Source organism: Flagellimonas lutaonensis (genome assembly GCF_000963865.1).
GTDB classification, from domain to species: domain Bacteria; phylum Bacteroidota; class Bacteroidia; order Flavobacteriales; family Flavobacteriaceae; genus Flagellimonas_A; species Flagellimonas_A lutaonensis.
On sequence record NZ_CP011071.1, the window covers coordinates 2,774,412 to 2,799,029 of the forward strand.

The 24,618-nt window shown below is 45.4% G+C and carries 19 protein-coding genes and 1 tRNA gene; 7 read left to right on the forward strand and 13 right to left on the reverse strand.

The genetic code is table 11. The annotated features are described in order from the left end of the window. Window positions 1–20: 20 nt before the first annotated feature. Genes VC82_RS12835 through VC82_RS12845 form a run of 3 tightly spaced genes read right to left on the reverse strand, consistent with a single transcriptional unit; the run spans window position 21 to window position 2,517 of the window. Window positions 21–1,331, reverse strand: a complete 1,311-nt coding sequence (locus VC82_RS12835) for a cryptochrome/photolyase family protein (protein ID WP_045802723.1) — start codon at window positions 1,329–1,331, stop codon at window positions 21–23. Beyond that, the gene (locus VC82_RS12840) at window positions 1,331–2,023 is read right to left on the reverse strand and encodes an SDR family NAD(P)-dependent oxidoreductase (RefSeq protein ID WP_045802724.1); all 693 of its coding nucleotides are present in this window, start codon (window positions 2,021–2,023) and stop codon (window positions 1,331–1,333) included. The genes VC82_RS12835 and VC82_RS12840 overlap by 1 nt, the downstream gene beginning before the upstream one ends. Before the next feature lie 2 nt (window positions 2,024–2,025). After that, window positions 2,026–2,517 carry an SRPBCC family protein gene (locus VC82_RS12845; protein ID WP_045802725.1) on the reverse strand — a complete coding sequence of 164 codons (492 nt, stop codon included), beginning with the start codon at window positions 2,515–2,517 and terminating at the stop codon, window positions 2,026–2,028. 171 nt (window positions 2,518–2,688) lie between these two features. On the opposite strand from VC82_RS12845, the gene VC82_RS15315 reads away from it, so the two are divergent. After that, entirely contained in the window at window positions 2,689–3,843 is a 1,155-nt protein-coding gene (locus VC82_RS15315) for a hypothetical protein (RefSeq protein ID WP_052699027.1), read from the forward strand. Between the two features lie 100 nt (window positions 3,844–3,943). Further along, the gene (locus VC82_RS12855) at window positions 3,944–4,795 is read left to right on the forward strand and encodes a DUF2911 domain-containing protein (protein ID WP_045802726.1); all 852 of its coding nucleotides are present in this window, start codon (window positions 3,944–3,946) and stop codon (window positions 4,793–4,795) included. Between the two features lie 47 nt (window positions 4,796–4,842). Here VC82_RS12855 and VC82_RS12860 read toward each other — a convergent pair whose 3' ends face one another. The 7 genes from VC82_RS12860 to VC82_RS12890 form a co-directional block, all read right to left on the reverse strand. Beyond that, the gene (locus VC82_RS12860; protein WP_045802727.1) at window positions 4,843–6,549 is read right to left on the reverse strand and encodes a sodium:solute symporter family protein; all 1,707 of its coding nucleotides are present in this window, start codon (window positions 6,547–6,549) and stop codon (window positions 4,843–4,845) included. A gap of 106 nt (window positions 6,550–6,655) precedes the next feature. Further along, window positions 6,656–9,190, reverse strand: coding sequence for a PIG-L family deacetylase (locus VC82_RS12865; protein WP_045802728.1), 2,535 nt, complete (start codon window positions 9,188–9,190; stop codon window positions 6,656–6,658). 79 nt (window positions 9,191–9,269) lie between these two features. Further along, window positions 9,270–9,812: a mechanosensitive ion channel domain-containing protein gene (locus tag VC82_RS12870; RefSeq protein ID WP_045802729.1), complete on the reverse strand. Its 543-nt coding sequence runs from the start codon at window positions 9,810–9,812 to the stop codon at window positions 9,270–9,272. Window positions 9,813–9,818: 6 nt separating this feature from the next. After that, window positions 9,819–10,778, reverse strand: coding sequence for a hypothetical protein (locus VC82_RS12875; protein WP_045802730.1), 960 nt, complete (start codon window positions 10,776–10,778; stop codon window positions 9,819–9,821). A 34-nt stretch (window positions 10,779–10,812) separates the two neighbouring features. Continuing rightward, window positions 10,813–11,412 carry a Maf family nucleotide pyrophosphatase gene (locus tag VC82_RS12880; protein WP_045802731.1) on the reverse strand — a complete coding sequence of 200 codons (600 nt, stop codon included), beginning with the start codon at window positions 11,410–11,412 and terminating at the stop codon, window positions 10,813–10,815. Continuing rightward, window positions 11,405–11,932: a KdsC family phosphatase gene (locus VC82_RS12885; RefSeq protein ID WP_045802732.1), complete on the reverse strand. Its 528-nt coding sequence runs from the start codon at window positions 11,930–11,932 to the stop codon at window positions 11,405–11,407. The genes VC82_RS12880 and VC82_RS12885 overlap by 8 nt, the downstream gene beginning before the upstream one ends. Continuing rightward, the gene (locus VC82_RS12890) at window positions 11,916–12,680 is read right to left on the reverse strand and encodes a Rossmann-like and DUF2520 domain-containing protein (RefSeq protein WP_045802733.1); all 765 of its coding nucleotides are present in this window, start codon (window positions 12,678–12,680) and stop codon (window positions 11,916–11,918) included. Before VC82_RS12890 ends, VC82_RS12885 begins: the two co-directional genes overlap by 17 nt. Before the next feature lie 131 nt (window positions 12,681–12,811). Here VC82_RS12890 and VC82_RS12895 point away from each other — a divergent pair, with 131 nt between their 5' ends. The 4 genes from VC82_RS12895 (at window position 12,812) to bshB1 (ending at window position 19,517) form a co-directional block, all read left to right on the forward strand. Beyond that, window positions 12,812–15,970 (forward strand): cytochrome c biogenesis protein CcsA, encoded by a 3,159-nt coding sequence (locus VC82_RS12895; RefSeq protein ID WP_045802734.1) that lies wholly within the window; start codon window positions 12,812–12,814, stop codon window positions 15,968–15,970. A 168-nt stretch (window positions 15,971–16,138) separates the two neighbouring features. Then, window positions 16,139–17,548 carry an MATE family efflux transporter gene (locus VC82_RS12900; protein ID WP_045802735.1) on the forward strand — a complete coding sequence of 470 codons (1,410 nt, stop codon included), beginning with the start codon at window positions 16,139–16,141 and terminating at the stop codon, window positions 17,546–17,548. A gap of 76 nt (window positions 17,549–17,624) precedes the next feature. Next, complete coding sequence (locus tag VC82_RS12905) at window positions 17,625–18,794, forward strand: trans-sulfuration enzyme family protein (RefSeq protein WP_045802736.1); 1,170 nt, start codon at window positions 17,625–17,627, stop codon at window positions 18,792–18,794. Next, on the forward strand, window positions 18,795–19,517 hold the full coding sequence (bshB1, locus tag VC82_RS12910) for a bacillithiol biosynthesis deacetylase BshB1 (RefSeq protein ID WP_045802737.1): 723 nt from the start codon (window positions 18,795–18,797) through the stop codon (window positions 19,515–19,517). Here bshB1 and VC82_RS12915 read toward each other — a convergent pair. Beyond that, window positions 19,514–21,604 carry a tetratricopeptide repeat-containing sensor histidine kinase gene (locus VC82_RS12915; protein ID WP_045802738.1) on the reverse strand — a complete coding sequence of 697 codons (2,091 nt, stop codon included), beginning with the start codon at window positions 21,602–21,604 and terminating at the stop codon, window positions 19,514–19,516. The two genes, bshB1 and VC82_RS12915, sit on opposite strands and share 4 nt — an antisense overlap. Window positions 21,605–21,910: 306 nt before the next feature. On the opposite strand from VC82_RS12915, the gene VC82_RS12920 reads away from it, so the two are divergent. Further along, window positions 21,911–21,986: transfer RNA gene (locus VC82_RS12920), tRNA-His, on the forward strand. Between the two features lie 143 nt (window positions 21,987–22,129). Here the strand turns inward: VC82_RS12920 and VC82_RS12925 are convergent. Both VC82_RS12925 and VC82_RS12930 read right to left on the reverse strand, forming a co-directional pair. Beyond that, window positions 22,130–23,689 carry a M28 family peptidase gene (locus VC82_RS12925; RefSeq protein WP_045803443.1) on the reverse strand — a complete coding sequence of 520 codons (1,560 nt, stop codon included), beginning with the start codon at window positions 23,687–23,689 and terminating at the stop codon, window positions 22,130–22,132. 56 nt (window positions 23,690–23,745) lie between these two features. After that, complete coding sequence (locus VC82_RS12930; protein ID WP_045802739.1) at window positions 23,746–24,591, reverse strand: AraC family transcriptional regulator; 846 nt, start codon at window positions 24,589–24,591, stop codon at window positions 23,746–23,748. Between the last annotated feature and the right edge of the window lie 27 nt (window positions 24,592–24,618).

Below are 24,618 nucleotides of genomic sequence, written 5' to 3' on the forward strand. Positions count from 1 at the left end.
TTTGCAATTAAAATTGCTACTTATAACAGCGCCTTCTTATAGGTTTGAAGACAGCGTTCACGTGCTTCTTTATGGTCGACCATCTTGGAAGGATATGCACTGGTACCATATTCGGGCACCCATTCTTGAATGTATTTTTTGTTTTTGTCAAATTTTTCTACTTGGGTCATCGGGTTAAAAATACGAAAGTAAGGTGCGGCATCTACGCCACTGCCGGCGGCCCATTGCCAGTTGCCCACGTTGCTGGCCATTTCATAATCCAACAGTTTCTCGGCAAAATACGCCTCGCCCCATCGCCAGTCTATCAAAAGGTGTTTGCATAGAAAACTGGCCACCAACATGCGCACCCGGTTGTGCATGTAACCTGTATTGTTCAGTTGCCGCATACCTGCATCTACCAATGCAAAACCGGTTTTGCCCTCTTTCCAGCGTTCAAACTCTTCTTGGTTGTTGCGCCATTCGATGCGGTCGTATTTTGGTTTGAAGGCTTTGTCGACAGTTTTTGGATAGTGCCAAAGGATCTGCATAAAAAATTCGCGCCAAATGAGTTCGCTCCAGAACACTTCTTTTTTTTCGGCAATGGCCTTCTTGACCATCTTTCTGATGGATACCGTTCCGAAACGTAAATGGGGCCCTAGGCGAGAGGTGCCGTTTTGCTTGGCTGGGTAGTTTCTGGTATCTTCATAATTGGCGATAAGCTCAGACGATACGTTGTAGTCGGGAACTTTTATTCCGGAAGTTTTAAAGCCCAAATCACTTAACGAAAGATTTGGCAGACGGCTATGTTCCACAAAGTTTTTAAAAAGTGGTTCGATGGCATGTTCTCTCAGGTGTTTGTCGGGGTCAAACACCTCTTTCCACTTATTTTTGTAAGGGGTGTACACTACGTAGGGGTCGCCATCACTTTTCAGTACTTCGTCCTTTTCAAAAATAACCTGATCTTTAAAGGTTTTGAAAGAGCCCCCTTTTTCTTCAAGCAGTTGTTTTATGGCAGCATCACGCTTTTTGGCATAGGGTTCATAATCGTGGTTGGTGAACACTGTGTCAACATCGTATTCTTCAATCAATCTAGAAAATACTGCATCGGGCTTGCCCTGATAGATGGCCAAACTGCTTTGCACCCTGTCTTGTAGCTCAGAGCGCATCTTTTGCAAGGTCTCAAATATAAAGGTGACCCGGGCATCGTCTTCTGGCAGGAAATCCAAAATTTCTGTATCAAATATGAAGATGGGCATCACGGGCCGCCTACTGGTCAAAGCTTGGTAGAGCCCCACATTGTCATGTAGTCTTAAGTCCCTTCGAAACCAAAAAACATTGATCTTATCGCTCATCAATTTATGTTCAAAGTTGAAATGCCCCCATCGACACCCAATATTTGGCCGGTAATCCAACTACTGCCGCCATTTAGTAAAAATACCGCGGTTTCTGCGATATCCCCGGGTTTGCCCACCCTTTTCAAAGGATGTCTCTCAGACATGGTCTCTTTCTTTTTGTCGTTGTTGAGCAAGCGACTTGCCAATGGGGTATCGACCAACGAGGGGGCAATACAATTAACCCTGACCTTTGGGGCATATTCAGCGGCCAAAGCTTTTGCAAAACCCTCAATAGCTCCCTTGGCGGCGGCGACACTTGTATGAAAAGGCATTCCCACCCCGACGGCAACGGTACTGAAAAAGACCATACTCGAATGTTCGGCCATTTTGGGCATGATGGTCTTTACGACCTTTACCATTGAAAAGAAGTTGATATCCATGTCTTCTTTGAAAGTTTCCATGGATAACATTTTCAAAGGCTTTAAATTGATCGTACCCGGACAATAGGCAAAACCGTGGATTTTTTCAGGTATTTGGTCGCTGTCCAGTTCGTCACGGGTGGCATCAAAGGGTATGTGGGTAGTATTTGAACCATCCAGCCCTTCCTTGGTTCTAGAGGCGACGCATACATTGTGATTTTGCGAAAGTTTATTGGCCATTTCCAGGCCAATGCCATGCGAGCCACCTATCAACACTATATTTTTTTTCATCTTTATGTTAGTTCAAATTCACTTTTATATCCTTCGAAGGCACCAAAAAGTTCAATCAATTTTTCTAGTCGGTATTGAAAAATTTCATTCAATTGCTTTTTTACCAGCCATGGCTGTACCCATTGTCCAATGATTCCGAAAGGTATTTTGTAGTCAATGAGGTCTTCCATTTCAACACCGCCCTCAATTTCCCTAAGAAAATGTTTGTGGTGCCATAGGTCATAGGGGCCAAACCGCTGCTCGTCAACAAAATATTCCCCTTCTTTCACATGGGTGATTTCGGTGACCCATTTGGTTGAATAGCCCTTAAAAGGCTTTACGACATATTGGATGATCTGGCCTTGGTACATGGGCCTGTCGGCCCCGGACAAAATTTGAAAACCCATATGGTCTGGCGTAATTACCTGTAAGTTTCTAGGGTCTGATAGAAACTCCCATGCTTCAGACTTCGAGATGGGGAGGGCTTGTTTGGCCCAAAGACGGTATAGCTTCATTTTTAAGTTTTAACAAAAATAGCGAGCATTTTGTTTAATAAAAATATTAAATAGTTAAACAATTAATAAAATGCGGAGCAGACATCATCGTTCACCGTAAATCTTGAATATTCAGCGGATTGCTAAGGTGGCTATGCCGCTTGTTTGTATCTTTCAGCAGTAAAATTGGTCATGAGAACACTGGTTTACATTGTCATATTTCTTGGTTCTGCGTTTTCGTGGGCGCAAGGCGACATTCAGGTGGTTGGCGATTTGCCTCAACAGATTTTTGAAACATCTGGGTTGATTTATTACGACGGTAAACTGATAACCCATAACGATTCGGGCAATTTGGCCCAATTGTATGAGTTGGATACCGTCAGTTTAGAAATTACCCGAACGGTTACCATTGAAAACGCGACCAATGTTGATTGGGAAGATATCGCTCAAGACGATGCATATATTTATGTGGGCGATATTGGCAACAACAATGGCGATCGGCAGAACCTCGCCGTCCTCAAAATAGCCAAACAAGACTACTACACCTCGGATACCGTGGTCGCAGAACGGATTGATTTTTTTTATGAAGACCAAGAAGATTTTACCACTACGCCCAACAGCGATTGGGATGCAGAAGCCCTTTTTGTGTTGGGCGAAGATTTGGTGATCCTTACAAAACAGTGGCAGGCGCAAGGTGCCGTTGCGTATCGAATTCCCAAATTTCCCGGGGCCTTTTTAGCAGAGCGTTTGGGTAGCTATCCGGTAAACGGCCTGGTGACCGGGGCAACCTTTGACCCGCAATCCAATGAACTCTATTTGGTGGGCTACAACCAATTTTTGGCACCTTTCTTTATGTTTTTTGATGGGGTTGGGGAGCAGGATATTTTTTCAGGCGAGGTAAAGAAAACAAATCTTAATGTGGGTTTTGCCCAGATAGAGGCCATTGAAAAAGTGGATTCGTTGTTTTACGCCACTTCAGAACAGTTTAATAATTCGAATCCGCCCATTAGTTCAGCATCCAGACTGTTCCGGTTTTCATTGGATACCGATGAGGTTCCCGTTGAGGAGGAGGAAGAACCGCAAAATCCTCCTAAGATGGCCAATGACAATGACCAATTACTTCTTTACAAGCCTTTTGAATCCAATATGTTAAATTATCGATTGAATACCAACCGGGCCATATTTGGCATGGGTATTTTTGATGCCAGTGGCCGACAAGTACAGTTTGTGCCACTTGAAGAATTACGAAACGACACAATAGACTTATCCACCTTGGGACCATCCGTATATTACTTCACATTTTTCTTGAGGGGAAAAACGCTTTCCAAGCCCTTTTTCAAGTACTAGGCATGGCCTTTTACAGATATACTTTAAGCTTATTTTAACAAATATGCCATGTCAATATTGGTTAGCTTTGCTGTACTAACAATTTAAAAACACTATCAAAATGAAGAGATTAGTCTTGTTTGCATTTGTGGGGCTGTTGTCGATGACGCTTTCCGCCCAACTTATTCAGACACCACAACCGAGTCCGTCTGCAAAAATGGAGCAGACCGTGGGCTTGACAAACGTGACCGTTGAGTACTCACGACCTTCAATGAAGGGTAGAACCATTTTCGGTAACCTTGTACCGTATGACAAATTATGGAGAACAGGCGCCAACAAGAACACCACTGTTACGTTCAGTGACAATGTTACCATTGACGGCAAAGAACTGAAAGCCGGCTCGTATGCCATTTTCACCAAGCCGGGCGAGGCCGTTTGGGAGGTCATTTTTTATTCGGATACCAACAACTGGGGCACACCACAAAAATGGGATGACTCAAAAGTGGCCCTGATGACGAAGGCCCAGGTACAAGAAATGCCCATGCCCATTGAAACATTTACCATTACAGTCAATGACCTCCATAACAATGGGGCCACCTTGGGCATGCTTTGGGAAAATGTCTATGTAGGGGTGCCCTTCACGGTACCAACCCAAGAAAAGACTGTAAAAAGCATAGAGACTGTCATGTCTGGCCCATCGGCAAATGATTATTATGCGGCCGCTTCATATTACTATGATGAAGGAAAAGACCTTGAAAAAGCCAAAGAGTGGATCGATAAGGCTGTTGCCATGGATAAAGAAGGAAGAGCCTTTTGGGTCATGAGAAAGCAATCATTGATCTATGCCAAGTTGGGAGACAAGCAGGGTGCCATTGAGGCCGCCAAAAGGTCTCTGGCCTCTGCCGAAGCGGCCAAAAATGCCGACTATGTAAAATTGAACAAAGATTCATTGAAAGAGTGGGGCGCTTTATAGACCCAGAAACGTTAAAAGAGACCCGGCACTTATACTGCCGGGTTTTTTTATGCTTCTATGGGAGGGTTTCGCAGCAAACGGTCAAAACTTTCGATGATAAAGGCGATTGAAATGACCAAGGCGCAGCCAAAGGCATTTAGCCACAGATATGACATCCAATCTTGGCTCCAACCTATGATAACGATCAATTGGGTTATAATGGCCGCAATGAACACGGCATTGCCCTTCACAAACTTGAAAAAGAAGGCCAAAAGAAAAATACCCAAGACATTTCCGTAGAAAATAGATCCGATGATATTCACCAATTGAATAAGGTTGTCGAATAGATCTGCCACGCAGGCAATAATGATCGCGATGACCCCCCAAAGCAGTGTGAACCATTTGGTGACCGATACAGATTGCTGGTCGGTCATTTCGCCTTTTTTATTGCGATTGTAGAGGTCAATGGCCGTAATGGTGCCCAAGGAGTTCAGTTCTGAAGCCGTTGACGACATGGCTGCCGACAGGATTACGGCCAAAAGAAGACCTACAAGTCCGACGGGTAGATTGTGGATTATGAAGTGTATAAAGACATAATCTTTGTCATTGGTCTCGACCACGCTGTCAGCCTTGGCAATCAAGTTGCGTGCGACATCACGGTTGTTGCGTTCACGGTTGTTCAACTCGACCATTTTAATACGTGCCTCTTCAATGGCATTATAATCTTTCATGTTCCAGGCCTCTGAAAATTCGTTCTGGGCAAGTCGTTTTTGCACCTCAAGCTCTTTATGGCCTTGCTGCAGGCGTTTGTAGTCTTCAGCATATTCAGAATTCAAGACCGCTTCATTCGCTGCGGGATTAAAGTTGAGCGGAGACGAATTGTATTGATAGAAAACAAAGACCATGACCCCCACCAACAATATAAAAAACTGCATGGGTATTTTTAGAAGACCGTTGAAAATTAGCCCCAATTGACTCTCCTTCACCGATTTGCCCGACAAATAACGCTGTACTTGGCTTTGGTCGGTACCGAAATAGGCCAGTGCCAAAAAGAAGCCACCTGTAATACCGCTCCAAAAGGTGTAGCGGTTTTGGGTGTCAAAATCAAAGTTCAAAATGTTCAGCTTTTCATTGGCCCCTGCAATTTTAAGCACTTCACCAAAGGTAATATCAACGGGTAAAGACCCCAAAATGAAGAAAAAGGCGAAGAACATGCCCGTCATGATAATGAACATTTGTTGCTTGTGCGTTACGCTTACGGCCCGGGTACCACCAGATACGGTATAGATTATGACGAGAATGCCAATGATGATGTTGAGGGTTCTAAGATCCCAACCCAGCACGGCCGATAGAATAATGGAGGGGGCAAATATGGTGATGCCTGCTGCCAACCCTCTTTGGATCAAAAAGAGTATAGCCGTCAGTGTTCTGGTTTTGAGGTCAAACCGCTTTTCAAGAAGCTCATAGGCCGTAAAAACCTTGAGCTTGTGGTAAATCGGCACAAATACCGCACAGATGACAATCATGGCAAGGGGCAGTCCAAAATAGAACTGCACAAAGCCCATACCATCGTGAAAGGCTTGCCCGGGAGTGGACAAAAACGTAATGGCACTTGCCTGTGTGGCCATGACCGATAGGCCAATGGTCCACCAGCGGGCCTTATTTCCACCACGCACGTAATCATCAACACTCTTGCTTCCCCTTGTTCTCCATACCCCATAGGCCGCGATAAAAACAAGTGTGGTTGCCAGAACAACCCAATCAAGTACCGTCATAGATCAAATGTTACCCTTCATTAACAAATAGAAAATCACCACGTAGAGGGCATTCAAAAAAAGAACGAGCGAATATTCCCATTTCCAGATAAATTTTGTGAGCAGTCTATCCTTTGATCTCATCTGTTGATTGCAGGTTTTCCTTTCCTATGGAAAGCATATTGGCAAATAATTTGAAAGCTCCAGGTACGCCAGCGGGCAACTCCCTAAAAAAACTCAGGCCCGTATAGATGTAGTGGCCCTGACCGTATGGAGCAACCAAAAGACTTCCCTTTTTGGGCGTTTCCCCTTTATCGGCCATTGACAGAATGGGTGTAAATTCTTTGCCCCATTCATCGGGAAAATATAGTCCACGTTCCTGTACCCATCCGTCAAAATCTTTTTCGTCGATGGTATTCGGAAAATTGACCAATGCGTGGTTTTTGGCCAAAATTTCCACGGGGGCCGTTTCATCTGTAACACGATCTCGTGATATTTTAAGGGGGTAGGGGGCAATGTTCTCAAATTGTGAGCTCCAACGGTTGGCCGTATTGTATTGTACGATCAAGGTGCCGCCGTTTTTTACATAATCTAACAGATACGGCTGCTTAAACTTTAAATCATCCACCACGTTGTAGGCCCTAATGCCGACCACGATGCCGTCAAATCTAGACAAATCCTCTTTGCCGATATCCTCTACGTTGATCGTGTGTACCTGATATCCAATTTGTTCAAGGCTTTCTGGTACCTTGTCGCCAGCACCGACAATGTAACCAATATGTTCGCCGGTCTTCAAAATGTTGAGTCGCACTACCTTGGCCTTTGCCGGGAGCAGTACATATTGTTTGGGAATATGGTCGTACGCTATTTCAACCAATTCTTTATCATATACGGCTCCCTCGGCCGTAATTTTTGGTTTGATGGTACCCTCACTGTCATTACTGGGAGGTGTTACCACGAAGTCAATGCTACGTGTCTCACCTTTTTGGGAAAGCTCGAAAGTGGCTTCTGGGGGTGAAACCGACCACCCCGCTGGATGATCAAGGGCTACAGTACCCGATATATTTTCTTTGCCGGCACGCACCGTAACAGAGACGGTTTTGGGTTTTGCCTCGGAAAAAATCAATACATCTTCCTCGAATGAGGCCGTTACTTTGGGCAAAACCGCAAAAGGTTCGTATAATTCGCCCTTGTCTGGTTTGGAATAGCGATAAACAATGGGCTTTTCGAATGTTAACCTATTGCCATCGAAGTTAAGCGCAAAAAGGGTCTTGAAAGCTTCAGGTGTTTCCGGCTTGCCTATCAGACTATCCTCAGAAACCGTATACATGCCCATAGTACCAGGCTCACGCAACCAATACGGACTGCTGTACCCTTTATTGGCAGGCACCTTGAACTTTAGTGTAAGGTTGTGTTTTTGGTTTTTTGCCAATGGGATGCCGGGTGAGAGCTGACTTGTTGTGCCCGAAACCGAAAGGGTCTCTAAGGTGACACCAACATCACTGCGGTTGAGCACCTCTACATTAACGGTCACAGAATCACCGGGATATGTGGTAGCATTTGTGGCACTTGTTTCGAGGTATAGGCCCGCGCAGGCCAAGATGATTTCTTTCAGTTGGGCACTCTTGACCTCTCGCCAGTGGTCGTCTTCAATTTTTTGCAAACGGGTGTAGGCCTTTATCAAATCGGGCACATGTACACTGGGGTTCTTAAAATCAAAGTTTTTTTCCACTGCATACAAAATGCCGCCAATGGCCTCACCGCCCTTGACCCGAGACCACGAAGTGTCAATGCCATCAAAGAGATTGGTCTTGTCTGCGGGCAATGAACCCTTGATTAGCTCCACATACTCGTCTTGTGAGCCACGGGTCGAAATCCTGCCAAAACCTTGGCAAAGGTGCTGGCTGCTGGCAAGGGAGGCTATTTCGTTGTTCGAGACCCCAAGGGTAGGATAATAAAGCCCGACATCCAAGTTCAACATGTTCGACTTGTCGGCCTTTTGAAAATTTTCCTGGCTACCATAAAACCACCATGAAGTATTGAAAAAGATACGCTTTGGTTGCCAGGGCTCTGTTTTTTTCAGTTGCTGCGGATAGGCATTGGGGTCATTGGCCAAATCAAAAGCCTCAACGCTCAGCATGGCCGATGAGGTATGGTGCCCATGTGTTCTGCCCGGAGTACTATGGTCGAAGCGGTTGATGATCACATCGGGCTTCAATTGCCGAATGGTCTTAACGAGATCTCCGAGCACCATTTCCTTGTCCCATATGCGCAAGGTTTCATCAGGATGTTTCGAATAGCCAAAATCATTGGCCCGAGTAAAGCGTTGCTCACCTCCGTCAATACGGCGGGCGGCCAAAAGTTCTTGTGTTCGAAGTACCCCTAAGAGTTCGCGCAGTTCAGGGCCGATAAGGTTCTGCCCTCCGTCACCCCTGGTAACCGATAGGTAGGCGGTTCTGGCCTTGACCTCGTTGGAGAGATATGAAATGAGGCGGGTATTTTCGTCATCAGGGTGTGCGGCCACATAGAGCGCCGTTCCCAAAAAATTCAATTTCTGTAGTTCGTGAAAAATTTCAGAAGAAGTGGGCTTTTCGGGTTTTTGGGCATTCACCAACAGTGAAAAAGTAGCTACAAAAAAGCATATCACCCGAAATCTAAGCATGGTCAATCATTTAGTGGTGTCGCTCAAAGATAGAAAGATTAGGCACCTGGCAGTTTTTTTTTAAAACTTCTTTAACAGCTCAGAACATCTGTTCGAGGTCGTCTTCGGTGGCCACCTGTTTTTGTATAAGTACCACCCCTTTTTGCAATAATAGGTTGTTGGGGTACGTCAACAATTCGCCGTTATCTTTTATAAGATTTATGTGAAATGCCTTGATATCAAAAATAATGGCCTCTTCGGGGAAATCTTTGTCTTGTATGCGTATGCGGTCTCCAATCTTGAAGGGAAAATAAAAGAACAGAATAATACCTGCCGTGATATTGCTCAGAATAGACCAAGTGGCAAACAGGGCGACCCCGATCACAGCAAAAACCGAAGAGAGCAAGAGTCCGACTTCTTTGAAGTTGACACCCCATATCAGAATCAAGAGTACCAACAATACCACAAACAGCCCAAAGGTGACGTACTTGATGACCAGTCGTGTGCGTACGTGGTTGATGTCGCTTATGCGACCAACTTTCTTGATGGTCTTAACAGATAGTGATCGCAGAATGGTAAAGGCCACCAAACAGATAAAGGTGGCCAATAGCTCACTTTGATGTTGCAAAAAGAATTCTTTCATGGTCGGTTAAAGCCCTAGTGTATCGCGAAGTACGGTATATTTATTTGAGTTTTGCCGCCAATAGGGCGATTTCAACTGCTTTATCTTTGTGGCCTTTGAGATGAGTATTTGGGCATTGGCCCCAAAACCGCTTTTAAATTCTTCTGACCAGCTTTCAATCGTATGTGGAAACGCACTGGTGAAATGGATGGTCAACGTACGCTCAAGTTTCGGATAATGCAATGAATACGCCATCATGCCATTTTCTTCAACCAACTCGCCATGGGCCTCGTAGGCTTTGATTTCCTTATGTCCCATTCGGATATATTCGAGCGAGGGGATGACCCTGATATCGCCTGTGGGAAGTCCCATAGGGTCTATCCGGATCTTGTTCCATAGCTCGTTTTCCAGAACGGCCTTTGGCAGCTTCAAGTTTTGGTCGGCCTCGCCCTCAAAATAACTATGCGAGGTAACCTCGAACTGTGCCCGGTTGTTGATTTGCGAATAAACGTGCCCGCACCATTCTTGGGCGCTAAAACTTGTTTTGAGGGCATGTTGGTTGTCACTGACCGGGTAAAAGGTACTGCTCATGATGGAGTAGGGGTAGATTCCCGTCAAGTATTTTTTTGTCGCGTTCAGCTTCAGCACCGACACATTGTCGGGTCTGCTTTTGTCGGCCTTTACCTGTACCTCTGGCAAAAAGGGCTCGGTCACAAAAATGAGCACCGCGGTGCCCTTACGAAGCTCCCCATACCGCGCTTGCTCTAAACGGTAAGAGGTAATTTCTGCCTCACCGTCGTACCAGTAATTTTTAAAGGCTTCCGATAAGGGCTTTTTGGGTATCTCCACGCTTGGCCTGTCAACTTCTTCCGCATTGCTTGCCAAATCTTTTGAGCCAGTTTCGGTTTTTTCTTTACAGGATTCAAACCACACCGTCATCAAGGTGAAGAGAACGACAAAAAGCTCAAAGCGTATCCATTTTTTCATGACTGGAATTTTTCTTAAAAATAAGGATTACGTCCTAGGAAACCATGTCTGTTAACGTTTTATAGACCAATTGGGTGGGCAATCCGACAACGTTTGTGTAAGCACCCTTTATTTCCTCAATTCCGATAAGCCCGATCCACTCTTGTATGCCGTATGCACCTGCCTTATCGAAGGGTTTGAAGCACTCGATGTAGTAGGTTATTTCGTCATCGTCGAGCTTGGCCAGTTTTACATGGGTGGTATGGTTCACCAGTTTCTGCTCTTCAATGGTACTGAAGCATACCGAAGTGATGACCTCATGCCAATCATTTGAGAGAGTTTTGAGCATCGCAAAGGCTTCCTTTTTGTTGGCCGCTTTTTCGAGCGATCGGCCTTTGTGCCAGACCACGGTATCAGAGGTAACCAAGATTTCTTTTTCGCTCAGGGTGTCTAAAAGCGCGTGGGCTTTTGCTTTTGCCAAAAAATCAGGGATTTCTGCACCCTTTAAGTGCTCGGGGTAGTATTCGTCAATAGACTTTACCCGCACCTCGAACCGCAGCCCAAACTCTTTAAAGAATTGTTGGCGTCGGGGCGACCCCGACCCGAGAACGATGTTATAGTCCTTTAGTTTTTTGGCAAGCGGATTTTCAATCATTGGCCGCACTGTAATTCGAGTTCCAATCCCCACGAACCTTCAAGACCTGTTCGATAATATCGCGAACACAGCCTTCGCCGCCATTCTTATGGGAAACATAGTCACAGATAGCCTTTACCTCTGCCACCGCGTTCTGTGGGCAAGTGGCCAGGGCCACCATTTTCATGGCGGGAATGTCCGGGACATCATCACCCATGTAAAGTGCATTCCCCGGATCAATACCGTGAATGTCCAAATATTCGCCAAGTGGCTCCTGTTTGTGGTGTGCGCCCAAGTAAATATCGGTTACCCCCAAACCTTTAAGCCTGTCACGGACACCCTCGTTGCTGCCCCCCGAAATAACGCAGACATTATAGCCCTTCATCAAAGCGGTTTTAAGGGCATATCCATCTTTGACGTTCATCTTGCGCAGCATTTCCCCTGAAGTGGTCACCAAAACGGAACCGTCGGTCAAAACACCATCTACATCCAAAATAAACGTGGTAATATCCTTTAAATATTCCTTATAATTTTTTTTCATGGACCTGTCTGATTGATTGGCTCAAAAGCTGATATATTTTTTTGTGCAAGGGGTCGGCAAGTTCATCTAAATGGCGTTGCATGGTTTCGATGTCATTTCGCGTTGCAGGCCCTGTTTGTGCTTCTTCAGGGGGCAAAAGTCGTACTTTATCGGCAGTTTCGCCAATCAGGGGGCGCAATAAATCGAACGGTACATGGCTGGCCTCGCAAATCGCCGCCGAGATGGCAAACAGATGATTGGCAAAATTATTGGCAAAAACAGCGGCCAGATGCAGTTTACGGCGCTGCTCGGAAGTGATTTCATGAACATTGCCTGAAAGACTCTGCGCAAGTTTCCCCAACACAGAAAGGGTTGTTGCGTTGTTGCCCTCGATACATATGGGAACCTCACTGAGATTTACCGGTTTTTCTTTGGAAAACGTTTGTAATGGATAGAAAACCCCGTAAGATTCCGTTTCTGACAAAACGGTCATGGGAACGCTGCCCGATGTATGGGCAACCACCCCTTGTTTTGTTTTCAAATAAGGGATCAATTCCCGTATGGCCGAGTCACTGACCGCCAAAAGATAGACATCGGCATTTTTGATAGTGCCAAAATCTGTTGCCCTATCGGTTTCTGGGGCAAATTGGTCGAGTGCAACCTTATTGCGGGCCACCACTTGAACCACCTCAGTATGTTTTACGCAGTTGAATGCTTGAAAAAGGTGGAACGCCACATTGCCCGAACCGATTATTATAACCGAAAGCATGCCCAAAAGTACGAACTTGTAGAGAACGACCTTTACTAATAATTAACAATTTTGTTCAACTTTTTATCGTACATCCGTTTCCATAAAGTCGCCAAAACACCGTAATTTTGCAAGCCAAAGAAAGGCTTCATATGCTTGAATTTCTCAAGAAAACCCTGTTTTCTACCCGATTGATGGCCGTTTTGTTCATACTCTTTGCAGTGGCCATGGCTCTTGGGACCTTCATCGAGAGCTGGTACAGCACCGAAACCGCCAGGATTTATATCTATAATGCCACTTGGTTTGAGGCCATTATGGTTTTCTTCGTCATAAACTTTATCGGCAACATTTTCCGCTATCGGTTGCTTCGTTGGGAAAAATGGCCCGTACTTCTTTTACACCTTTCATGGATATTGATTATTATTGGTGCTTTTGTGACCCGCTATATCAGTTTTGAAGGGGTCATGCCCATTCGCGAAGGCAATTCAGAAAACATTTTTTACTCAGACAAGACCTTTCTTACCGCTTTTGTTGATGGTGAAATTGATGGGCAGATCAAAAGAAGGGTGTTGGAGGATGATATTTTGGTAACCGAGCAAGGCAGGCGTACCAGCTTGCCATGGAAAGCCGATTTCAATGGCCAGCCCTTTACCATAGCTTATGTTGATTTTATCGAAGGGGCCAAAGAGGGGTTGATTCCCGATGAAAACGGGGATGCCTTCCTCAAGATTGTTGAGGCCGGCGATGGCCAGCGCCACGAACATTATCTACAAGATGGGCAGGTGGCGAGCATTCATAACATTCTGTTTGCGCTCAACAACAAAACCAATGGGGCCGTCAATATTTTTACCACTGACAGCACCTATACGATACAATCGCCCTTTGCAGGGAATTTTATGCGTATGGCAGATCAGCTTCAAGGCGAGGTTATGGCAGATAGCCTTCAAACACTGCAGTTACGATCCCTGTACAATCTTGGAGGAATGCAATTTGTGATTCCCGAGCCACTGAACAAGGGGTCTTACGGCATTGTACAGGTGCCCAAGGAAGAAATTGACGACAACACCCAAAATGCACTGGTAGTCGCGGTTTCAAGCAACGGAGAAACAGTGGAGAAAAAACTGTTGGGCGGTAAGGGCCCCTCCAACTTTTCAGATAAGTTCACGGTTGGCGGCCTGGAATTTTCACTTCGCTATGGCTCAAAGGAATACCAGTTGCCATTCAGTGTGCGCCTCAACGATTTCATTGCTGAAAAGTACCCAGGCACCGAGAGGGGCTACGCATCGTTTATGAGCAAGGTAACCGTTGAAGACGAACGGCCCTTTGATTACGATATTTATATGAACCATGTGCTCGACCATAGGGGCTACCGCTTTTTCCAATCGAGTTTTCATCCAGATGAAAAGGGCACCGTTCTGTCCGTAAACCATGACCAGTGGGGTACTTGGATCACGTATATCGGATATTTTCTGCTCTATGCAGGACTTATGGGTATTATGTTCTTTGGCAAGACCCGTTTTAGGGAACTCACCAAGGCACTTGAAAAATTAAAGTCTAAAAAGGCAACATTGACCGTGTTGTTGGCTTTTGCCTCAATAGGGGCTTTTTCGCAAGAGGACCATGGCCACGACAACCTGCCCACACAGCAACGGGTAGACTCCATCATTATGGCCACCGTGGTGTCTGAAGAACACGCGGCCAAGTTCGGGGAGCTTGTCATACAAGATGATGGGGGGCGTATGAAACCCATTAATACCTTTGCTTCCGAACTGTTGCGAAAGCTGAGCTTCAAACCTACCTATAAAGATTTGAACGCCGATCAAGTATTGCTGTCGATGATGATGAACCCAGCTGTGTGGTTCAATACGGAATTCATTGCACTTGACAAAAAGGGACAGAACGATAGCATCCGCAAGATCATCGGCATTCCCGAAGGAAAAAGGTATGTCAAGGTAACCGACTTCTTCGATGAGCAAGGGCGAAATAAGATGGCGCCATATCTGCAGGAAGCCTACGCCACCAATACCCCTAATAAGTTCGAGCAAGACTTTAAAGACCTTGACCTTCGATTGGGTCTTCTGAACCGGGCGCTGAGCGGTGAGATTCTAAAGATATTTCCGTTGTTGAACGATGAGAACAACAAATGGATTTCGGCCATCGAGTATCGTTCGGGCCAGTACCAGGTTTCCGATTCGCTCTATGCCAATTTCATCAAAAATGCAGTACCTTTCTACCTGTCCACCTTACAAAAGGCCATCGAAACGGGCGATTATTCAGAGCCAGATAAACTTTTACAGGCCTTTCATCAAAACCAAAAGAACCATGGTTCTGAGGTATTGCCCTCTGAGAAGAAGGTGAAAACCGAGATTCTCTATAACAAACTCGACATTTTCAACCGCCTCTACAAATATTATGCACTCGTCGGTGTCTTGATGTTTTTCATTTTGGTTTTTCGAATTTTCAAAGACCGTGAAATATTAAAGGCGGGCACCTATTTCTTCAAAGGACTCATCTTTTTGTTTTTTCTCTGGCACACGGCCGGGCTGATATTGCGATGGTATATTTCGGGGCATGCACCCTGGAGCGATGCCTATGAAAGTATTTTATATGTCTCATGGGCCACCATGGGCATGGGATTGTTGTTTGCCCGTAAAAGCGATATGACCATTGCTGCCAGTGCCTTTGTGACCTCTATGCTTTTGTGGATCGCCCACCAAAGCTGGGTGGATCCCGCTATTGCCAATTTGGTGCCGGTCTTGGACAGTTATTGGTTAATGATCCACGTGGCAGTGATCGTTGGCAGTTATGGCCCCTTGACGGTGGGCATGATACTGGGCGTGGTGTCGTTGGTTTTGATCATCATGACGACCAAAAAGAACAAAAAGCGGATGGAGCATAACTTAAAAGAACTGACCATTATAAACGAGCTGTCACTGACGGTTGGCCTGGTAATGCTCACGATCGGCAACTTTTTGGGAGGCCAGTGGGCCAACGAGAGTTGGGGGCGCTATTGGGGCTGGGACCCAAAGGAAACATGGGCGCTGATCTCGATCATGGTTTATGCCTTTGTTCTCCATATGCGTTTAGTACCGGGCCTTCGGGGCCGATGGACGTTCAACTTTGCCAGTATCTTGGCCTTCTCCAGTATTATGATGACCTACTTCGGGGTCAATTTCTATTTGGTAGGCTTGCACAGCTATGCCAGTGGGGATCAGGTGATCACCCCAACTTTCGTCTGGTACACGCTGTTTGGGGTATTGCTTTTGGGGGGTGTCAGTTGGTGGCGCTATAGCAAGGTATATGTCAAATAGGGTTGTTTGATTTTCAATTTCCAAAATTTTAACGCATCTTTACGGCATCATGAAGTTATAAGAATTATGTACACTATGGATGTCTTTGGCCGAAGGCCGATAAAGTGAGCTGGCCAACCGGTCGGTTTTTGACATCCCTTTTCTTTTTGCAACATAATTCTTGATAAAATGACAACTTCAAATAAAATCTCCCTAAAACAGTTTTTAAACTACTTCTGGATTGCCGTTAGAGGCAAGGAAACCGAGTTTACCACAGGCAGTATCCGCAAGGCGATCTTCATGCTCTCCATCCCCATGATTCTGGAAATGCTCATGGAATCAATTTTCGCCTTGGTCGATATCGCCTATGTCTCTCAGGTAAGCGTCAATGCCGTGGCGACCATCGGTTTGACCGAATCGGTCATCACCTTGGTATATGCGGTGGCCATTGGGCTGAGCATGGCAGCTACGGCGGTGGTGGCCCGTAGGGTGGGCGAAAAAGATATCAAGGGCGCACGGGAGGCTGCCGTACAGGCCATAGCACTGGGTATTTTTGTTTCCATTGTGGTGGGGATCATAGGATTTCTATATGCCAAAGAAATACTTGCCCTAATGGGTGCCGAACCCGATTTGATCTCTGAGGGTTATGGGTATACCAAATGGCTGATCGGTGGCAATATCACGATAATGCTGCTCTTTTTGATCAATGCGATTTTCAGGGGTGCGGGCGATGCGTCCATAGCCATGTGGACCTTGGTGCTCTCAAACGGACTCAATATCATCTTAGACCCCTTTTTTATCTTCGGATGGGGTCCTTTTCCCGAATACGGGGTCATGGGTGCGGCAGTGGCCACCAATATAGGCCGTGGTACAGCAGTGCTGTTTCAATTGGGCATCCTCTTCTTTGGATGGGGAAAAATCAAATTGGTATTGCAGGATGTTGTGCTGAACATCAAGGTAATGGTGAACCTCATAAAGATTTCTATGGGTGGTATTGCCCAGTTTTTGATCGGCACCTCTAGTTGGGTCTTTTTGATGCGGATCATGTCAGAGTTTGGCAGCGAGGTTTTGGCAGGGTATACCATTGCCATTCGGGTAATGATGTTTACCCTGATGCCCTCTTGGGGCATGAGCAATGCCGCCGCAACATTGGTCGGACAAAATTTGGGGGCCAAGCAGCCCGAGCGTGCAGAAAAATCTGTCTGGAAAACGGGCAAGTACAACGCCTATTTCATGGGCTTTGTATCGGTGCTATATCTGATTTTCGCCAAACGGATCATCACTATGTTCAATGACACGCCGAGTGTGGTGGAAAATGGTGCTCTGTGCCTACAGATTATCGCTGCGGGGTATATTTTCTATGCCTATGGCATGGTAATGACCCAAGCATTCAATGGATCTGGCGATACGCAGACTCCTACCAAAATCAATTTTATATCGTTTTGGGTCTTTCAGCTACCGGTAGCTTACCTCTTGTCGATAGTGTTGGGATTGGGTTCAAAAGGGGTGTTCATTGCCATCACCACCGCTGAGGTGTTATTGGCCGTTTTGGCCATGTTATGGTTTAAAAAGGGCCGGTGGAAAGAGGTTCAGGTGTAGTCAGGGTTTCTAAATGTTTTGCCCAATTGCAGAGGGCACTTTTAATTTTTAACTTTAGCGTTCATAACATGAAACAATGAACAGACAGAAAAAGGGGGTCAATACCATATGTACCCATGTTGGCGAAGTCGAGGACAAGCAGTTTAAGGGTGCCATTTCACCCCTGTACATGACCTCTTCGTACGCCTTTGAAGATGTAGATGTCAAACGTTATCCCAGATACTTCAATACACCCAACCAAGAGGCGTTGTGCGAGAAGATAGCGGCCCTTGAGCACGCCGAGGCATCATTGGTTTTTGGTAGCGGCATGGCGGCCATTAGCACGGCACTAATGGCTTTTCTACAAGCGGGCGACCATATTGTTCTGCAGCAGACGCTATATGGCGGCACCTATAATTTTGTGGTGACCCAGTTAGAGAAATACGGAATTACCTATTCCTTTACGGAAGGATGGAAGGCCGGTGATTTTGAGAAAGAGTTGAGGCCCAATACCAAGGTCATTTACATCGAGACCCCTTCAAATCCGCTTCTTACGATAACGGATATGAAAGCGGTGGCGCAGTTGGCCAAAAAGCATGGCGCCGTTTCTATGATCGACAATACCTTTGCAAGCCCTGTGAACCAAAACCCCATTGATTTTGGCATTGATGTGGTCATACACAGTGCCACGAAATATATGGGCGGTCATTCCGATGTCTGTGCTGGGGCCGTAGCCTGTTCAAAAGAACACCGCGACCTGATTTGGCAATCGGCCATTTGTTTCGGGGGTAGTTTGAGCGAATACACGGTATGGCTGCTCGAACGAAGCATCAAAACAATGGGCATAAGGGTGAGGGCACAGAACAGTAACGCCATGGCCTTGGCAGCGTATCTTTATAAAAACGAAGATGTGGATGCAGTTTATTATCCCGGGCTTCCCACACATGCAGACCATGATCTTGCAAAGCAGCAAATGAAGGGTTTTGGGGGAATGCTTTCTTTTGAATTGAAAGCCGGCCTGGATGCTTCAGAATTCATGAAATTCTTAAAGTTGATAAAACCTTCCATGAGTTTGGCGGGAGTGGAAAGCACCATGCTATCTCCCGTAAAGACATCCCATGCATTGATGAGTGCCGAAGATAGGGCGAAGCAGGGCATTGGAGACGGGCTTATACGGTTTTCAGTGGGCATAGAGGAAACCGACGATTTGATCGCAGACATTGAGCAGGCACTTGAAAAAATAAAATCCAAAACAGTACTGACCTAAATGGAATTGGACATCTTAGTTTTTGGCGCCCATCCTGATGATGCGGAGCTAGGCGCCGGAGCCACCATTGCCAAAGAGGTGGCCAATGGCAAAAAAGTGGGCATCATTGATCTGACACGGGGTGAACTGGGTACACGCGGCACCCCCGAAATTAGGGATATGGAAGCAGACAAGGCTGCCAAGATCTTAGGGCTTGCCGTACGCGAAAACCTTGAATTTGCAGATGGTTTTTTTGTAAACGACCATAAACATCAGATAGAGGTGATCAAGACCATTCGCAAGTATCGTCCCAAAATTGTGTTGTGCAACGCCGTCGAAGACCGTCACATCGATCACGCCAGGGGCAGCAAATTGGTGAGTGATGCCTGTTTTTTGAGCGGACTTGTGAAAATCGATACCAAACTGGAAGAAGACGGGCAATGGCAAGAACCATGGCGGCCAAAGGCGGTGTACCACTATATTCAATGGAAGAACCTAGAGCCTGATTTTGTGGTCGATGTATCGGGGTTTATTGATAAGAAAAAAGAGGCCATTATGGCCTATGCATCGCAGTTTTATGACCCTGAAAGCGATGAGCCGGAAACCCCTATTAGCAGTAAAAATTTTATTGATAGCGTGATTTATCGGGCGCGTGACCTGGGTAGGCTGATAGGCGTTGAACATGCCGAGGGTTTCACCGTTGAGCGGCATATCGGTGTTCACCATCTTGAAGACCTGATTTAACTGGCCTTGCGATATTTCTTGTCAGCTTTTGGAACCGTGAAATAGAAGCAAGATCCTTTTCTAAGATAGCTCTCGACCCATATTTCACCCTTGTTTTTTTGTACCATTTCTTTACAGAGAGAAAGGCCAAGTCCGGTTCCCTTTTCATTGTTTGTGCCGTAGGTGGTAAAATTGGTATTGTCGCAAAAAATCTTGTCTTGGGTTTCTGGGTCCATGCCCACGCCGGTATCACGTACCGTGATTTCCCAATTGTTTTTTCTTTCAACGGCCTTTATGTTGATAAGGCCGTTTTCGGGGGTGAATTTAAGGGCATTGCTGATAAGGTTTCGAACCACAATGTCGATTTGGTTCTTATCGGCCCATGCGTATACATTTTCAGGCAGTTCATTAATTAATCGTATGGATTTCTTGACAGCCAGTTTAGAGAGCAGGTTGATATTTTCTTCTACAATTGAGTTCAATGAAATACGCTTGGGTTTGGTAACGGCACCGTTCATTTGCGTCTGGCCCCAAGAAAGCAGGTTGTTCAACGTAAACGAGATGCTGTCAACATCAGATTTTAGTTTGGGCATTTGCGTTAAAAACTCATCTTTGGTAAGGTCTCCGTTCGCAAAAAGGTCTAAAAGACTTTGAAGTGCCCCAATGGGCCCCCGTAAGTCGTGGCCTATAATACTGAACAGTTTATCTTTTGTGGCATTGATGGCCTTGAGTTCTGATTCGCGTTCCTCCAATGAAGCGGTCTTGTTGTACAGTTCTATGTTCAATTTTTTCTGGATCTCTTGGTTTCGGTAAACCAAGAAGGTAATGCTCAACAATATCAAGAAGATAATAATGGCCAATATGGTATAATTGCGCTGGCGCGCAAGGCTTCTCTTGTTTTCATCGATCAGTGATTGTTTTTGCTTTTCATAGTCAAGTTTCACCTTCAACATGGCCAAACTTTTCTTGTTGTCCCTTCTTGAAAGGTCGTTTGAGAGCTGTTGGTAGATTTCATGGTACCCTAGGGCCTCATCATAATCGCCCAACTTTTTATGTATCTCGTAGAGGGTTTTGGCACAATCTTTTTGACCTTCCAGAGATTTTATATTGGTGGCTATGTCAAAAGCCTGTACGGCATATTCTTTGGCGACATCGTCATTGTCCATACCCAAATGCGCTTGGGCGATGCCGTTGTAAAGGTCAATTTTGGCCCTTTCGTCATCGAGGTTTTGGTGAAGCAACTGGCTATGGTCGTACCAGTACAGGGCCCATTTATACTTTTTTTGTTTTAGGTATATCTTTCCTTTAACCTCGTACGCGTAGGCCAACCAATCAAGTATCTCGTGCTTTTCGAAAATGCTGATGCTCTGGTTGATATTGAACATGGCATAATCGAATTTTTCGATATCGGCATACACAGAGGCCACGTTGCTCATGGTTTCTGCAGAAGGTATGGGCTTGCCCACTTGTTCATTAAGATCCTTGACTTTTTCATAAAATTCAAGGGCACTGTCATAATCGTTTTGGGCGGCATATAGATTGGCAATGTTCTCGTTGAGGATTGAGAGCATGGCCAAATCCTCTTCTTTTTCGGCCAGTTCAATGGTCAACAGGTAGAGGTTTAGCGCCTTTGCATTATCGCCCATATAGGCATATTCGCCGGCCAAATTGTTTTGGGCCTTAATGGTCAATTCATTGTTTTTGTTTGATTTGGCCACTTCAAGGGCGTTCTTTATGTGTGCTATCGCTTTTTTGCAGTTTCCTTGGTCCGAATAATACGCGCCCATAGACAGCAGGGCAATGATTTTGCCCTTTACATAATTTTTTTCTTCACTAAGTTTCAAGGCCTTTTTTGACAGCAGTAAGAGACTGTCAGATTTATAATACCGGTACCTTGAAGCAAGGGAGTTCACCAAGTTGATGTAGGTGGTGTCTTTTTTACTGCTTTGTTTTGATATGTTCAGTGATTCAACCTCATGCAACAGACTATCACGTACACTCTTTTGGGCATGTACCTTATTGAACGGTGATCCCGCTATCAAAAAAAGCAACAGGGTCAGGCCCCCAATATTAAAAGACAATCGTTTGATGAAAAGATTTGAGGTCATTAATCTATTTTCAACTAAGCGGTTCTAAAATTAGAATCCTACAGCGCGATACACCAATTATTGTTGTGAACGATCAATTTTTGTGTGTTTTATCTGTAAAATTGTGCATTTGGTCGATAAAAGTAGGAAAAGTAGCAATATAAAAATCCTTTTTTCTTCCTCTTATTGCGGCACCTTCAGCTTGCCTTCCAGTGTTTTAAACCATTGTCAAGGAACTTTTTTTATAGATTTTTCCCTAACAAATTTTATCCTATCAAATATTTGGAATGATAATCGAAAAAAAATTACCTTTGCAACCGCTTAAACGGTGGTTGTAGCTCAGCTGGTTAGAGCGCCGGATTGTGGTTCCGGAGGTCGCCGGTTCGAACCCGGTCTTCCACCCTCGATTTTTGAAGAGTCCCGATCACTCCGATCGGGACTTTTTTTATTCCAATAATTTTGGTTGAGCGAAGTTAAATGTGAGTGACCGTTTTGTTGGCGCAAAGAACTTTAATAAAAAAAGCCCCTTTGGTACAGGGGCTTTTTTTATTTGGCGGCTTTGTCTACCGTTAGCTTAGTCTCTCGGTTCGCTATTTCCCAAGCGGTATGGAATACCAACTTTGTTCGGTTCTCGAGCAGGTCATACTCGATTTTGTCGGGCGTATCGCCGGGCCGGTGGTAATCGGCATGGGTTCCGTTGAAATAAAAGATAATGGGTATGTTGTTCTTGGCAAAGTTATAATGGTCGCTACGGTAGTAAAACCTGTTTGGGTCGTTTTCGTCATTAAAGGTATAATCGAGCTCTAATTGGGTGTACTTTTCATTTACCGCTTCTGACAGCTCATGGAGTTCGGTACTCAATTTATCGGCACCGATCAGATAAACATAATTTCTATCGCCTTCACGTTTTGGGTCAATACGGCCTATCATATCGATATTAAGGTTGGCCACTGTGTTCGATAGCGGAAAAATCGGGTCATAATCAGTATAGTACTTTGAGCCAAGCAGTCCCTTTTCTTCCCCTGTGACATGAAGAAAAACAATGGATCTCTTGGGTCCGTCACCCTTTTCTTGTGCCTCTTTGAATGCCTCTGCCATTTCAAGCATGGCCACTGTGCCCGAACCGTCATCATCGGCCCCATTGTTGATTTGGCCATCTGCAGTAATGCCAATATGATCTAAATGGGAAGAGACAACCACATATTCATCAGGTTTTTCAGAACCTTTGATGACCGCCACCACGTTTTCTGAATCTACTGCCTCGTTGGCACTTTCGATGTTGAGGGCAACCTCAGCCTTGAACACACCGGGGGCGGTAGCTGTCATGATATCTTCTTTCAAGGTTGCGGCAGCGTTTTGGTTCAGCAGCAAAAAGAAGTAATCAGAGGTCTCATCTTTCAGTTGCATTCGTCCACTTGCGTTGGTCTTCATATATGAGAAGTATCCTTTGAACCTAGAAAAATTCTGCTCATCCAAGTAGAGCAATCCAACGGCACCTTTGTTTTGGGCCAACTCGGCTTTCTTGCCCAATGCTTCTGACATATTGCTCCATGCCGATGGTTCTTGGGTACCGGTTACCGCATAGGTGCCGTTATCTTTCATCGGTTCACCAGATTTGGCCAGAACCAGTTTACCAGACACGTCAAGATCTTTGTAGTCTGAGTAATCGCCCTCTTCAACACCGTATCCAACATATACAATCTCATCGAAGTTGCCCATGGCGGTTGTAAAGGTGAGAACGTCTTCACCAAGTTCAAAGGTTTCACCGTTGAATACGACATTGCCCGTTGGCACTTGGCTCACCTCAAGCGGTACTTTCTGAAAATAATCGCCATCAGCTTTGGCCGCAAGAATGCCCATGGCCTGATATTGTGTTTTTAGGTATTCTACAGCTTTTTTCTGTCCGGGCTCTCCGGTCTCACGGCCCTCAAACTCATCTGAGGCATATACAAAAAGATGCTCTTTCAGCTCTTCGCTCGTAATGGTTTGGGCATAGGCCGTGGGCTCTGCCGTTTGTTTTGGTGCCGGGGTACTCTCTGAAACGGTCTTTTGTGAAGAATTGCAGGCCCAGGCAAGGGCTACTGCCAATAAGAATGCTTTTTTCATCAATTCAATTTTGAAATTCATCAAAAATAGTCAATCGATACCAAATGGGAGCTATCTCAAGCGGCACGAAAGCCTTTTAGAAAATCAGAGGGGGTCTGCCCCTTAATAGCCTTGAATTTTCTGTTGAAGTTGGTAATGCAGTTGAACCCAGAGGCAAAGGCGGCATCAGCTATCGTCAAATCGCCATTGTTCGCCAGTAATTGGCAGGCATGCTCGATACGGAGCTCAATCAAGAATTGAAAATAGGTTTTTTGGGTACGTTGCTTAAAATAGCGGCAAAAGGCATTTTTGGTCATATGGATTTGGGCGGCCACATCTTCCAACCGTATATCATCCAAAAAATGGTTCATTGTGAAATCAAAGATTTTCTGTAGCCGTAGCCCCTGTTCATCGGTTATCTTTTTGTGGTGGCCAACGCCACCCATGATGAGCTTGTCAGCCTGGTCGAGCTGTTTTAATAGCGTGAAAAATTGCAAAAAGAGGCCAAACCTATCGAGCAGGGTAAGGCTTGTGAAAATCCCATCAAAGGCATAGCCAGCCCCAATGACCTTAAAGCCCAATTGGGCATTGTTGAAAAAAGGTTTGAGCGCCTTCAATTCTGGTTGCTCGAATATATTATGGTAGATGTCCGGCTTGAAAAAAAGCGATATCATGTGTGATGCTTCCTCGCTGGCCGCACTTTGAAAGAGATGTGGCACATGACTGCCGATGACGAATGTCTCGCCAGCCTCGAAACCGCCAACGTAATTGCCCGCAACCAGTTTGCCACTTCCGCTTATAATATGGCTGACCTGTATTTCTTCGTGCTGGTGCAGCTTATCATAAAACTTTGGGGCCACGTCTTCCTGTACCAACAGGTTTTCTTCAGGGCGCTTCGGAATTCTAAATGGATAAACTTTCATTCTTAATCAAAAATAACCAATTAGTAT

Coding starts and splice junctions, on each gene's coding strand:
- VC82_RS12915 (WP_045802738.1), bottom strand. CDS start 21,604: ATGACCTCAAATCTTTTCATCAAACGATTGTCTTTTAATATTGGGGGC.
- VC82_RS12865 (WP_045802728.1), bottom strand. CDS start 9,190: ATGCTTAGATTTCGGGTGATATGCTTTTTTGTAGCTACTTTTTCACTG.
- VC82_RS12875 (WP_045802730.1), bottom strand. CDS start 10,778: ATGAAAAAATGGATACGCTTTGAGCTTTTTGTCGTTCTCTTCACCTTG.
- VC82_RS12890 (WP_045802733.1), bottom strand. CDS start 12,680: ATGCTTTCGGTTATAATAATCGGTTCGGGCAATGTGGCGTTCCACCTT.
- VC82_RS12860 (WP_045802727.1), bottom strand. CDS start 6,549: ATGACGGTACTTGATTGGGTTGTTCTGGCAACCACACTTGTTTTTATC.
- VC82_RS12845 (WP_045802725.1), bottom strand. CDS start 2,517: ATGAAGCTATACCGTCTTTGGGCCAAACAAGCCCTCCCCATCTCGAAG.
- VC82_RS12925 (WP_045803443.1), bottom strand. CDS start 23,689: ATGAAAAAAGCATTCTTATTGGCAGTAGCCCTTGCCTGGGCCTGCAAT.
- VC82_RS12840 (WP_045802724.1), bottom strand. CDS start 2,023: ATGAAAAAAAATATAGTGTTGATAGGTGGCTCGCATGGCATTGGCCTG.
- VC82_RS12900 (WP_045802735.1), top strand. CDS start 16,139: ATGACAACTTCAAATAAAATCTCCCTAAAACAGTTTTTAAACTACTTC.
- VC82_RS15315 (WP_052699027.1), top strand. CDS start 2,689: ATGAGAACACTGGTTTACATTGTCATATTTCTTGGTTCTGCGTTTTCG.
- VC82_RS12905 (WP_045802736.1), top strand. CDS start 17,625: ATGAACAGACAGAAAAAGGGGGTCAATACCATATGTACCCATGTTGGC.
- VC82_RS12930 (WP_045802739.1), bottom strand. CDS start 24,591: ATGAAAGTTTATCCATTTAGAATTCCGAAGCGCCCTGAAGAAAACCTG.
- VC82_RS12895 (WP_045802734.1), top strand. CDS start 12,812: ATGCTTGAATTTCTCAAGAAAACCCTGTTTTCTACCCGATTGATGGCC.
- VC82_RS12855 (WP_045802726.1), top strand. CDS start 3,944: ATGAAGAGATTAGTCTTGTTTGCATTTGTGGGGCTGTTGTCGATGACG.
- VC82_RS12885 (WP_045802732.1), bottom strand. CDS start 11,932: ATGAAAAAAAATTATAAGGAATATTTAAAGGATATTACCACGTTTATT.
- VC82_RS12835 (WP_045802723.1), bottom strand. CDS start 1,331: ATGAGCGATAAGATCAATGTTTTTTGGTTTCGAAGGGACTTAAGACTA.
- bshB1 (WP_045802737.1), top strand. CDS start 18,795: ATGGAATTGGACATCTTAGTTTTTGGCGCCCATCCTGATGATGCGGAG.
- VC82_RS12880 (WP_045802731.1), bottom strand. CDS start 11,412: ATGATTGAAAATCCGCTTGCCAAAAAACTAAAGGACTATAACATCGTT.
- VC82_RS12870 (WP_045802729.1), bottom strand. CDS start 9,812: ATGAAAGAATTCTTTTTGCAACATCAAAGTGAGCTATTGGCCACCTTT.